This is a genomic window from Shewanella sp. Iso12 (genome assembly GCF_012030025.1).
Lineage (GTDB): Bacteria > Pseudomonadota > Gammaproteobacteria > Enterobacterales > Shewanellaceae > Shewanella > Shewanella algae.
The window spans coordinates 221,614-232,968 of sequence record NZ_JAAUHW010000002.1; the positions used below are offsets into that span (position 1 = coordinate 221,614).

The 11,355-nt window shown below is 52.2% G+C and carries 9 protein-coding genes and 8 tRNA genes; 15 read left to right on the top strand and 2 right to left on the bottom strand.

The genetic code is table 11. The annotated features are described in order from the left end of the window. The first annotated feature begins 194 nt into the window (after positions 1 to 194). The 14 genes from alaS (at position 195) to HCX89_RS05005 (ending at position 9,349) form a co-directional block, all read left to right on the top strand. Positions 195 to 2,819 (top strand): alanine--tRNA ligase, encoded by a 2,625-nt coding sequence (gene alaS / locus HCX89_RS04940; protein WP_109248115.1) that lies wholly within the window; start codon positions 195 to 197, stop codon positions 2,817 to 2,819. Positions 2,820 to 2,841: 22 nt separating this feature from the next. Then, positions 2,842 to 4,080, top strand: coding sequence for an aspartate kinase (locus tag HCX89_RS04945; RefSeq protein ID WP_107005313.1), 1,239 nt, complete (start codon positions 2,842 to 2,844; stop codon positions 4,078 to 4,080). A gap of 116 nt (positions 4,081 to 4,196) precedes the next feature. Next, positions 4,197 to 4,394: a carbon storage regulator CsrA gene (csrA, locus tag HCX89_RS04950; RefSeq protein ID WP_025011666.1), complete on the top strand. Its 198-nt coding sequence runs from the start codon at positions 4,197 to 4,199 to the stop codon at positions 4,392 to 4,394. Positions 4,395 to 4,598: 204 nt separating this feature from the next. Continuing rightward, positions 4,599 to 4,690 (top strand) — tRNA-Ser (locus HCX89_RS04955). An 18-nt stretch (positions 4,691 to 4,708) separates the two neighbouring features. Beyond that, positions 4,709 to 4,785, top strand: a tRNA-Arg gene (locus HCX89_RS04960). A 31-nt stretch (positions 4,786 to 4,816) separates the two neighbouring features. Beyond that, positions 4,817 to 4,893: transfer RNA gene (locus HCX89_RS04965), tRNA-Arg, on the top strand. A gap of 29 nt (positions 4,894 to 4,922) precedes the next feature. Continuing rightward, a tRNA-Arg gene (locus HCX89_RS04970) sits at positions 4,923 to 4,999 on the top strand. A gap of 43 nt (positions 5,000 to 5,042) precedes the next feature. Continuing rightward, positions 5,043 to 5,119: transfer RNA gene (locus tag HCX89_RS04975), tRNA-Arg, on the top strand. Between the two features lie 30 nt (positions 5,120 to 5,149). Then, positions 5,150 to 5,226: transfer RNA gene (locus tag HCX89_RS04980), tRNA-Arg, on the top strand. An 8-nt stretch (positions 5,227 to 5,234) separates the two neighbouring features. After that, positions 5,235 to 5,326 (top strand) — tRNA-Ser (locus tag HCX89_RS04985). A 46-nt stretch (positions 5,327 to 5,372) separates the two neighbouring features. Then, positions 5,373 to 5,449: transfer RNA gene (locus HCX89_RS04990), tRNA-Arg, on the top strand. Positions 5,450 to 6,113: 664 nt separating this feature from the next. Next, on the top strand, positions 6,114 to 6,380 hold the full coding sequence (locus tag HCX89_RS04995) for an OadG family transporter subunit (RefSeq protein WP_025010953.1): 267 nt from the start codon (positions 6,114 to 6,116) through the stop codon (positions 6,378 to 6,380). Between the two features lie 26 nt (positions 6,381 to 6,406). Continuing rightward, positions 6,407 to 8,206: a sodium-extruding oxaloacetate decarboxylase subunit alpha gene (oadA, locus tag HCX89_RS05000; RefSeq protein ID WP_071239238.1), complete on the top strand. Its 1,800-nt coding sequence runs from the start codon at positions 6,407 to 6,409 to the stop codon at positions 8,204 to 8,206. 9 nt (positions 8,207 to 8,215) lie between these two features. Continuing rightward, positions 8,216 to 9,349, top strand: a complete 1,134-nt coding sequence (locus HCX89_RS05005) for a sodium ion-translocating decarboxylase subunit beta (RefSeq protein ID WP_028781526.1) — start codon at positions 8,216 to 8,218, stop codon at positions 9,347 to 9,349. 173 nt (positions 9,350 to 9,522) lie between these two features. Here the strand turns inward: HCX89_RS05005 and HCX89_RS05010 are convergent, their stop codons facing one another. Both HCX89_RS05010 and HCX89_RS05015 read right to left on the bottom strand, forming a co-directional pair. Then, positions 9,523 to 9,690, bottom strand: coding sequence for a hypothetical protein (locus tag HCX89_RS05010; protein ID WP_025010950.1), 168 nt, complete (start codon positions 9,688 to 9,690; stop codon positions 9,523 to 9,525). A gap of 49 nt (positions 9,691 to 9,739) precedes the next feature. Then, complete coding sequence (locus HCX89_RS05015; RefSeq protein ID WP_174840027.1) at positions 9,740 to 10,705, bottom strand: PD-(D/E)XK nuclease superfamily protein; 966 nt, start codon at positions 10,703 to 10,705, stop codon at positions 9,740 to 9,742. A gap of 202 nt (positions 10,706 to 10,907) precedes the next feature. Between HCX89_RS05015 and HCX89_RS05020 the strand changes: the two genes are divergently transcribed. Continuing rightward, positions 10,908 to 11,333 (top strand): YqaA family protein, encoded by a 426-nt coding sequence (locus HCX89_RS05020; RefSeq protein WP_167715276.1) that lies wholly within the window; start codon positions 10,908 to 10,910, stop codon positions 11,331 to 11,333. Positions 11,334 to 11,355 lie beyond the last annotated feature (22 nt).

Below are 11,355 nucleotides of genomic sequence, written 5' to 3' on the forward strand. Positions count from 1 at the left end.
TTGGGGGTCGGCTTATGCCGCTAACGCTCTCTGTACCTTGGCTGTATCAGGCGTCATACCCTGCGCAATCTAATTGGTATTCTGGCGCTGCATGCTTATAATGCTTGGCAAAAGAGCGCTTGAGTGGCCGGGCGACGCACGCCTTTAGACCACTTTTTATACATTATTCAGGCTTAAGCAACTCAGGACGATTTATGTACCAAACCACAGCAGCACTCAGAAGTGCTTTCCTGGAGTTTTTCCGCAAGAATGGCCATCAGGTAGTCGACAGCAGTTCACTGGTGCCAGGCAATGACCCCACTTTGTTGTTCACCAACGCCGGGATGAACCAGTTTAAAGACGTATTCCTCGGTATGGACAAGCGCAGCTATAGCCGCGCTACCACTTCGCAGCGTTGTGTTCGCGCCGGTGGTAAACATAACGATCTGGATAACGTGGGTTATACGGCCCGTCACCACACCTTCTTTGAGATGCTGGGTAACTTTAGCTTCGGTGATTACTTCAAAGAAGATGCCATTCGCTTTGCCTGGACCTTCTTGACTGAAGAGCTCAAGCTGCCCAAGGAACGTCTGTGCGTTACCGTTTATCAATCTGACGATGAAGCCTTTGATATCTGGAACAAGCAGATAGGGGTTCCCGCCGAGGACATTATCCGTATCGGCGACAACAAGGGCGCACCTTATGCTTCAGATAACTTCTGGCAGATGGGCGATACAGGCCCTTGTGGTCCTTGTACTGAAATCTTCTATGACCACGGTGCTCACATTCCTGGTGGCCGCCCAGGTACACCGGAAGAGGATGGTGACAGATTTATTGAGATCTGGAACATAGTCTTCATGCAGTACAACCGTCAGGCCGATGGTGTGATGGAGCCTCTGCCCAAGCCTTCAGTCGATACAGGTATGGGTATAGAGCGTATTGCCGCCATTATGCAAGGCGTGCATTCCAACTATGAAATTGACGTGTTCCGCACTCTGATTGCCAAAACGGCCGAGATCATCGGCGTGACAGATCTGGAAAACAAATCCCTGCGGGTTATCGCCGACCACATTCGCTCTTGCGCCTTCCTTATTGCCGATGGTGTGATGCCGTCCAATGAAGGCCGGGGTTATGTACTGCGGCGTATCATCCGCCGCGCCGTGCGTCACGGTAACAAACTGGGCGCCACAGACACCTTCTTCTACAAGCTGGTACCTACACTTATTGACGTGATGGGCGATGCTGCCAAGGGTCTTAAGGCGACTCAGAGCATAGTGGAAAAGGCGCTGAAAGCCGAAGAAGAACAGTTTGCCCGTACACTTGAGCGTGGTCTGGGTATTTTGGATGCTGCTTTGTCTGAGCTTAAAGGCGATACCTTGGATGGTGAAACCGTATTCAAGCTCTACGATACCTATGGTTTCCCTATGGATTTGACCGCCGATGTTTGCCGCGAGCGTAATATCAAGGTCGATGAAGATGGTTTTGATGCGGCGATGGCCGAGCAGCGTAGCCGGGCTCAGGCCGCCGGTCAGTTTGGTGCCGATTACAACGCCGGGCTGAAGATTGATGCCGACAGTGAGTTCTGCGGTTACAGCGAACTCAGCGGTAAGGGCAAGGTTATCGGCATCTATGTCGATGGTCAGGCGGTCGGCACTCTGGATGCCGGTGAGCAAGCGGTTATTGTGCTGGACAAGACTCCATTCTATGGCGAGTCGGGTGGTCAAGTAGGCGATAAGGGCCAACTGACAGCCGAAGGTTTGCTGTTTGAGGTGAGCGACACCCAAAAGTATGCCCAGGCCACAGGTCATATCGGCCAACTGAGCCAAGGTAAACTGACTCTGGGTCAGGAGTTGCTTGCGCAAGTCGATAAGAAACTGCGCCATCGCACCCAGCTGAATCACTCAGTGACTCACCTGCTGCACGCCGCGCTGCGTCAAGTATTGGGTGAGCATGTGACCCAGAAAGGTTCATTGGTGGAGCCTGAGCGTCTGCGTTTTGACTTCTCTCACTTTGAAGCGGTTAAGCCTGAAGAGCTCAAGGCGGTTGAGGAGATGGTCAATACCCAGATCCGTCGTAACCACGAGCTGAAAACGGCTGAGATGGACATAGAGCAGGCCAAAGCCAAGGGCGCCATGGCCTTGTTCGGTGAGAAATACGACGCCCAGGTTCGGGTTGTGACCATGGGAGACTTTTCTATTGAGCTTTGTGGTGGTACCCATGTGGGCCGCACCGGTGACATAGGTCTGTTCAAGATCACTTCCGAAGGCGGTATCGCCGCCGGTATTCGCCGTATTGAAGCTGTCACAGGTGCTGCTGCCATGGCCTTCGTCGCCGAGCAACAGCAAGAGTTGAGTGATGCTGCTAACTTGCTGAAAGCAGACAGTCACTCCGTGGTAGCCAAGCTTAAGGCGCAGTTGGAGCGTAGCCGCCAACTGGAAAAAGAGATTGCTCAACTCAAAGACAAACTGGCCGCTGCGGCCAGTGCCGATATGATTTCCGATGCGCAAGAGATTGCCGGAATCAAGGTGTTGGTGAAACAGGTCGAAGGCATTGATCCTGGCTCTCTGCGTGGTCTGCAGGACGAGCTCAAGCAGAAACTGCAATCTGGCATAGTGGTGCTGGGTCTGGCTCATGGCGACAAAGTAAACCTTATCGCCGGGGTGACTAAAGACTTGACCGCTAAGGTGAAGGCCGGTGAATTGGTGGCCATGGTGGCTGCGCAGGTTGGTGGCAAGGGCGGTGGCCGTCCCGATATGGCTCAGGCTGGTGGTAGTGAAGTTGCCAACTTGCCTCAGGCATTGGCATCGGTAACGCCTTGGCTGACTGAACGTCTGGCATAATTTCGCCACCAACGAGGTCTATGTGACACAAGAAGTACGTTCAGGCAGTAACGAGCGACTGTATGTCAAAAAGTTCGGCGGCACCTCGGTAGGCTCGATTGAGCGTATCGAGGTGATTGCCGAGCAGATTGCCAAAGCTCAATTGAGCGGCGAGCATCAGGTGTTGGTGCTCTCTGCCATGGCCGGTGAAACCAACCGTTTGTTTGCACTGGCGGGGCAGATTGACCCCGATGCATCGGCGCGGGAGATGGACATGCTGGTCTCCACCGGCGAGCAGGTGAGTATTGCGCTGATGGCGATGGCGTTGGCAAAACGTGGCGTCAAGGCCAAGTCGCTCAATGCCGCCCAGGTGCAAATCCACACCAATAGCCAGTTTGGCCGTGCCAGTATCGAACGAGTTGATGTTCAGTATCTGCTGGAGTTGCTGGCCCAGGGGATTATCCCGATAGTAGCCGGCTTCCAGGGTCGGGATCAATTCGGGGAAGTGACCACTCTTGGGCGCGGAGGCTCGGATACCACTGCTGTGGCATTGGCTGCCGCGCTCAAGGCGCAGGAATGTCAAATTTTTACCGATGTGGCTGGTGTCTATACCACAGATCCCAATATTGAACCGAGCGCACAAAAGCTTGATGCCATCAGTTTCGAAGAGATGCTGGAGATGGCTCGGTTGGGAGCCAAGGTGTTGCACCCGGATTCAGTCTCTTATGCCGAGCGCTTTCGGGTTCCCTTACGGGTGCTTTCCAGCTTTGAACCTGGCAGGGGCACCCTGATCCGTTTCGATGCCTGTGAAGACAAGAGTAATCAAGTAGCGGGTATCGCTTGCAGTAAAGGGCAGGCGATGCTGAGTCTGAGTCGCACCGACGATTCACCGGACCCCTTTGCGGCAGTATTTTCACTGCTGGCCGAAAATGGTGTGGAAGTGGATCTGGTGACCAAGGCGGGTACAGATGACAGCGTCAGCTTTACCTTGGATGCCAGCAGGCTCCCTTGGGCGTTAAAGGCGCTCGATGAACCGGAACTTGGAACATCGTTTGGCCCATTGGTGTTTGAAAAAGCCCTGGCAAAGGTGTCTGTAATAGGTGCCGGCGTGCATCGCAGGGCCGAGGCAACCGCCAAGGTGTTTGATATCTTGGGGAATGAAGGAATTCATGTTAAGTTGATGGCAACATCAGAGATAAAGCTGTCAGTGGTAATAGATGAATCGGATTTACACAGGGCAGTTCGGGTGTTACATCACGCTTTTGAACTAAATAAGGTGTAATTAAACAACGGATTTAGTATTGAATACTATTAATTTGTACTAAGCTCACCTTATAATAATGGTTACGACGGATGAGCGCCGTGTGTAGAAGATATGGAAACTAGAGGAGCAATCGAATGCTGATTTTGACTCGTCGTGTTGGCGAAACACTGATGATTGGTGACGAGGTCACAGTGACAGTGCTGGGTGTGAAGGGGAATCAGGTACGTATAGGTGTGAATGCACCCAAAGAAGTTTCTGTGCACCGTGAAGAGATTTATCAGCGTATTCAGTCTGAGAAAACAGGAACACCTTCTGAAGGTGGCAACTTCTGAGGCGACATAAAGTGAACCTCCGTCAGGAATAGAAGAGTCAGTTTTTAAACTGGCTTTTTTATTTTCTGGAGCCGGAAAACCCTTGATAGCACAGGATTTGCGCGTTATTTAGGTCAGGTGATTAAAAACAGGACAAACGGAAAAGGTTTCGGAAAAAGGGTTTGACTTATTTTCTTCAAACAGTAATATGTGCGCCAAGAAAACGGAGAGGTGGCCGAGTGGCCGAAGGCGCTCCCCTGCTAAGGGAGTATGGGCTTTATCTCCCATCGAGGGTTCGAATCCCTCCTTCTCCGCCATTTCTTAACGTAAAATATGCGCATGTAGCTCAGCTGGATAGAGTACCTGGCTACGAACCAGGCGGTCGGAGGTTCGACTCCTTCCATGCGCACCATTTTCCGTTTTAGCAGTAAAGAATACAATTCGCGCATGTAGCTCAGCTGGATAGAGTACCTGGCTACGAACCAGGCGGTCGGAGGTTCGACTCCTTCCATGCGCGCCACTTCTGCTTTAGTTTTCCAAGATGATCAAGCGCATGTAGCTCAGCTGGATAGAGTACCTGGCTACGAACCAGGCGGTCGGAGGTTCGACTCCTTCCATGCGCACCATCTGGAACCTTAAAGGCTGCTAAGAAAAATTGATTATCTGAAAGCGCATGTAGCTCAGCTGGATAGAGTACCTGGCTACGAACCAGGCGGTCGGAGGTTCGACTCCTTCCATGCGCACCAGATATCAAGTAAAGTACGCAATAGATTTAAGCGCATGTAGCTCAGCTGGATAGAGTACCTGGCTACGAACCAGGCGGTCGGAGGTTCGACTCCTTCCATGCGCGCCAATTTATGCGGAGAGGTGGCCGAGTGGCCGAAGGCGCTCCCCTGCTAAGGGAGTATGGGCTTTATCTCCCATCGAGGGTTCGAATCCCTCCTTCTCCGCCATTCTTTACTATACTCTGAGAGCTAAGCTTTCTGAGTTCCGGATTAAGCGCATGTAGCTCAGCTGGATAGAGTACCTGGCTACGAACCAGGCGGTCGGAGGTTCGACTCCTTCCATGCGCGCCAAATAGCAAAGAAGTAAGACGCCCCGCAATAGCGGGGCGTTTTGCTATCTGTTTCTTACTCGCCTGCAATTTCCTAGCTATCCACAGTGCCTTATCCGTAAGCTTGATACAGAGACACAGGCCCACTGAAAGTCCGGGATGTAACAAGTTCTGGATAGAGAACCTATTTTCATCATCAAGTACCATGCTTTGCTCTTCATATGACCTTTCCCCCGAATTTAAGACAATTTTATCGCTTATGGCGAACACATCCGGGAAAGGCTTTAAAACCATTTGTATTCACAAGTCCCCTATGTTGAAACTTGCCACCCTTGCCGGCATTCGCGATATCATCTTCCCTTCATTTTGGTTTGAGTTTTAGTTTTTCATCAAAAATATTAAATAAATATTTATGAATCATCATTCCCTATGAGGTTTTATTGATTTGTTTTGGTATGACCAATTTACATTGAGGAAGGTTTTTTGTTATAGATTGGTTATCGCTTTTGACCTAAGTCACATGGTTAGGTGCAACTTGGCCTGTTAGGCTAAAACAAGCAGTGATTGAAAATCGCATTTTTTCGCATATTTACCATTATTGTCCGGCTGGGGTGCCATGTTCTGTCATCTCAGACCAGACTTAGACATGGAAAGGCCTGCCGCGCCATTAACAAAATGAGGAAGATATGATGTCGCTTTCTGAGCAACTCGTGGAAGCTGTGGGGATTATGCTGCTCGGTATGGGGCTGGTTTATCTGTTCTTGGGGCTGCTGATCTTGGGGATCCGGATATCGGCCCATTATCTGGCACCTAAACCCAGCTTGGAGGATAAGAACCAAACTCAGGAAAGGGCCAAGGCACAATCCGCAGTCGTCGCCCAGGCAGGCGCACCAACGCCGCAACAGCTGGCAGCCATTAGCTGTGCCATTCACCAATACCGCAAACAGGCTTAAATGCCGCAATCTGATGGATAAAAAAGATGAGTAAAGCTTTAGCATTAACCGACGTTGTCCTGCGGGATGCCCACCAGTCATTGTTGGCAACCAGAATGCGTATCGAAGATATGTTGCCGATTGCATCCAAGTTGGACAGTGTTGGCTTTTGGTCCCTGGAGTCCTGGGGCGGTGCAACCTTTGATGCCTGTATCCGTTATCTGGGTGAAGACCCATGGGAGCGGATCCGGGCGCTGAAACAAGCCATGCCCAACACCCGGCAGCAGATGTTATTGAGGGGCCAGAACTTGCTGGGTTATCGCCATTACAGTGACGACTTGGTGACCCGGTTTGTAGAGCGCGCCCATGACAGCGGGGTCGATGTATTCCGGGTGTTCGATGCCATGAATGATGTGCGCAACTTGCAAGCCGCGCTGAAAGCCGTGATTGATGTTGGCGCTCATGCCCAGGGCACAATTTCTTACACCACAAGCCCCGTACATACACTGCAAACCTGGTTGACCATGGCCAAGCAATTGGAAGATATGGGCTGCCATTCACTCTGTATCAAGGATATGGCCGGTTTGCTCAAGCCGATGGAGGCATTTGAGCTAATAAGCCGCTTGAAGTCGGAAACTGATCTACTGATCACCATGCAGTGCCATGCCACTACAGGGTTATCAACCGCAACCTATCAAAAGGCGATTGAGGCCGGCATTGATGTTCTGGATACTGCCATTTCTTCCATGAGCCAAACCTATGGTCACAGTGCCACCGAAACCTTGGTTGCCATGGTTGAAGATACCGATAGGGCGACAGGCTATGACTTGGCACTGCTGGAGGAGATAGCCGCCTATTTCCGTGAGGTCAGAAAAAAATATGCCCGTTTCGAAGGGGCACTAAAAGGCATAGATTCACGCATTCTGCGGGCTCAAGTGCCGGGTGGCATGCTGACCAATATGGAAAACCAGCTCAGAGAGCAAGGCGCCGAGGACAAGCTGGATCTGGTGCTCGAGGAGATCCCAAGGGTGCGGGAAGATCTGGGTTTTATTCCTCTGGTGACCCCCACCTCCCAGATTGTCGGTACTCAGGCGGTAATCAATGTGCTCATGGGCGAGCGCTATAAGTCGCTGACCAAGGAGACGGAAGGTGTACTCAAGGGCGAATATGGCGCCACCCCGGCCAAGGTGAACAGTGAATTGCAACAGCGGGTGTTGCAGGGGGCCGAGCCTGTCAGTTGCCGCCCGGCCGATCTGCTCGCGCCCGAGCTTGAACATCTGCGGGCCGAACTGGCCGAAAAAGCGTTGGCGCAAGGTTTGAGCCTCAGCGAAGAGCGCGACGATGATGTGCTGACTTATGCGCTGTTCCCGCAAATCGGCCTGCAGTTTATTAAGAACCGTGGCAATCCAGCGGCATTTGAACCCAAGCCAGAATTGGAAGCTCTTCAGCCACAAGCCACTCAAACCAAGGCTGCCACCGGTGGGCGTCAGCCGGAGGTTTATACCGTGGACGTGCAGGGCCAGCGCTTTGTGGTGCAGGTCAGTGAAGGCGGTGATATCAGTCAGGTAGCGCCTTTGCCGGTGGCAGAGCCGCAGGCTGCTCCTGTGCAGGCTCCTGCTGTTGCCTCTGGGCCGGAACTGGAGATGAGTGCGCCGCTTTCCGGCAATATCTTCAAGGTACAGGTGGCTGCCGGAGACAGCGTTCGCGCCGGTGATGTCGTTATCATACTCGAGGCGATGAAGATGGAAACTGAGATCCGGGCTCAGGCCGATGGTGTAGTCAGCCGCATCCTGGTCAAGGAAGGTGATGCCGTCAGCGTCGGTACCAAGTTGCTGGCACTGGCCTAAGGAGCGATGATGGACGGTTTACTCGCTTTTTGGTCTGAGACGGGAATAGCGCACTTTACCTGGCCACAGGCCTTGATGATGTTGGTCGGTGCCTTGTTGTTGTATCTGGCAATCGTGCGCAAGTTTGAGCCTTTGCTGCTGCTTCCCATCGGCTTCGGCGCCATTCTGGCCAATATCCCCAATGCAGGTTTTACCGAGGAAAATGGGCTGCTCTACTATGTTTATCACGTGGGGATAGATACCGGGGTTTTTCCGCTGCTGATCTTTATGGGGGTCGGCGCCATGACAGATTTCGGTGCCCTGATAGCCAACCCCAAGACGCTATTGCTGGGCGCGGCTGCTCAGTTCGGGATTTTTGCCACCCTGATTGGTGCGATAGCCTTGAACCTGGTACCCGGGTTTGAGTTCAGTATGCAAGATGCCGGTGCCATCGCCATCATAGGCGGCGCCGATGGTCCGACGGCCATTTTCCTCGCCTCCAAACTGGCGCCTGATTTGCTGGGAGCCATTGCGGTGGCCGCGTACTCCTACATGGCCTTGGTGCCGCTCATTCAGCCTCCCATCATGCGGGCCTTGACCACGGAAGCCGAGCGGCAGATCAAGATGGAACAGCTGCGGGAAGTCAGCAAGAAGGAGAAGATCATCTTCCCCCTTATGGTGCTGGGAATGACCATATTGTTTTTGCCGACGGCGACCCCCTTGGTGGGCATGTTCTGTCTCGGAAACCTGATGCGCGAATCCGGGGTGGTGGATAGACTTTCCAACACGGCGCAGAACGAACTTATCAATATCGTCACTATCTTCCTCGGATTGGCGGTTGGTTCCAAGCTCTCGGCCGAGCAGTTTCTTCGGGTCGAGACATTGGGGATCTTGCTGCTCGGGGCGGTGGCTTTCAGCATTGGCACCGCTGCCGGGGTCTTGATGGCCAAGCTCATGTGTAAACTCAGTGGTGGCAAGGTCAACCCCTTGATTGGTGCCGCCGGGGTCTCGGCCGTTCCCATGGCCGCCAGGGTGGTGAATAAGGTGGGGCTAGAGGCCAATCAGCAAAACTTCCTGTTGATGCACGCCATGGGCCCCAATGTGGCCGGGGTGCTGGGCAGTGCGGTCGCTGCCGGTATTCTGCTGGCGGTATTGGGGAACTGAGCGCTTTGCGCGCTGAATCGCTGAGAGCCATGACGTTCAAAAATAACCGGCGTAGCCAGTGTGCCGCGCCGGTTATCGGTTTTAAGGTTTGCTGGAGGGCAATCTGCAACGCGCGGGTTTTGGTACACTCTGAGTCGATTCAAGCATTCATTTCAAAGGCTCATATCAAAAGCTTAGGCCGTCAGCCAGATGGCCAGTGACAGCAGGGCAATCAAGGCACCACTGACGCCTATTATCCAAATAAAACCGCGTTTCCCCTGCGCCAAAGGGACATTGTTGAAGTGTAAAAACGCTATCCAGAACAGGGAAAGGATAATAGGTAGAAACAAAAGACGGGCCATGATTGCTCACTATTCAAAGAGATATGGCTTAATCATAGACCGGGGTTCTTCAAGAGTACCAGTCAGATGCTTGAATATTGCTCGCTGCAATTCCTTTATCCGCCAGCACCTGAATTAACATCTGTCTCAGTTTCTTGGCTTGGGCAATGGATTGTTGCACTTGCGGTTGGACATCTTCGAATTTGTCTTTAAAAGGGTCAATGGGCGGCGTAGGCAGTTCCATCACGACAGACTTGCCGGAGCGTTTGATCATGAGTCCTGTGCTTGCATAAGCACCGAAGGCTTGCGTGAGTATATCAAGCTGCTCGGCTGCTCCCAGAAACATGATTTTGACCAGGCTTCCTGCCAATTGATGAACGATGCGGATTTGCTTATTGGGCAGTAGCGGGTAGAAATGCAGCCAGGAATGTCCGGCGGCGCGGTTTTTGGGTGTTTCCGGGTTCAACTCCGGGTGATGTCTTTTCGCAAACTCAAGATAACACCTGGCAAACTCTGTGACTTCGGGGCTAATGCTGGGAAGGTATCCACGTCTTTGCTTGTTGATGCTCTCGGCCATAAGCCGTGCCCGGTACCATGCCCCTTGGGCGACAAAGTACGCCATGAGTTCCTCATAGGCGATGGTTTTATCATAGGGCTCATTGTTGGATGCCAGGTATTTTTGCGGAGCCAACAGACAGGTGCGAAAATCGACCCAATAGCCCTGTTCTATCCCATGTTCGCCGCGGTAGCGATACCTTAACCCTTGTTGCTGTTGTGGCGTTGCATCTATCTTGTTTTCGATAAGAATGGCTTGATGGGAGCCGTCATTGGCCTTGAAAATCACCACGAGATCCGACTCACCGTATTGATTGTGAATGACAGAATGCCAGGCGCCGATAAACTCTACGGAGTGGGGGAATTCATATACCCGGGAAACCAACCAATTGCAGAAGGCCATTGAAGTGTGGCACTCCTCCAGCAACATCAAATCAATATCCCGCTCCTGAACAGATTGAATAAAGTTCAGCTCCTGCATTTATGACTCCTTTCCTTGTCCATTTAAGGGCTGGTTTTAACCCCTGGTTTTGTGGCTTTCTATCGCGATTGTATGATTTAAACTCTTGAGACTTAGCTGGGCAATGACATTGTTTTCTTATATCTTTCAGCGCTAAAAACTATTTATCTTTGAACTTGCCTGGACGGGCCTTTGATTCAGGCAGTATGCAGGAAGGTATCTTATGTGGGAACTCTGGCTGATGTTCAGCGGCGCTTTTTTGGCGGCGACATTGCTGCCTGGAGGCTCGGAAGTCTTGTTGCTGGCTTTGCTGGACAAGCAGCCGGAGATGGCATTGTCGCTGCTGCTTAGCGCCACTATAGGTAACACCTTGGGGGCATTGAGCAGTTATCTACTTGGGCTTTTGGGGCGCAAGGCGGTCACGCCCGAGCAACTCGACAGCGGTCGTCACAAGCAGGCGCTGGCGCTGCTGAAGCGCTACGGTTATTGGGCCTTGTTACTTTCCTGGATGCCGCTGATCGGCGATATTCTGTGCCTTTTAGCAGGTTGGATGAAACTTCCTCTTACAAAATCCACTCTGATGATTTTGACAGGCAAGGGCCTGCGCTATTTGATAATTGTGTTGTTGGCTTTAGAGTGGCTGCAATGAGTTATTGGGTTTCAGTCTCTGG

Bases quoted from the DNA above. Each gene is read 5' to 3' on its own strand.
- oadA (WP_071239238.1), top strand. From the start codon at position 6,407: ATGAGTAAAGCTTTAGCATTAACCGACGTTGTCCTGCGGGATGCCCAC.
- csrA (WP_025011666.1), top strand. From the start codon at position 4,197: ATGCTGATTTTGACTCGTCGTGTTGGCGAAACACTGATGATTGGTGAC.
- HCX89_RS05020 (WP_167715276.1), top strand. From the start codon at position 10,908: ATGTGGGAACTCTGGCTGATGTTCAGCGGCGCTTTTTTGGCGGCGACA.
- alaS (WP_109248115.1), top strand. From the start codon at position 195: ATGTACCAAACCACAGCAGCACTCAGAAGTGCTTTCCTGGAGTTTTTC.
- HCX89_RS04995 (WP_025010953.1), top strand. From the start codon at position 6,114: ATGATGTCGCTTTCTGAGCAACTCGTGGAAGCTGTGGGGATTATGCTG.
- HCX89_RS05015 (WP_174840027.1), bottom strand. From the start codon at position 10,705: ATGCAGGAGCTGAACTTTATTCAATCTGTTCAGGAGCGGGATATTGAT.
- HCX89_RS05005 (WP_028781526.1), top strand. From the start codon at position 8,216: ATGGACGGTTTACTCGCTTTTTGGTCTGAGACGGGAATAGCGCACTTT.
- HCX89_RS05010 (WP_025010950.1), bottom strand. From the start codon at position 9,690: ATGGCCCGTCTTTTGTTTCTACCTATTATCCTTTCCCTGTTCTGGATA.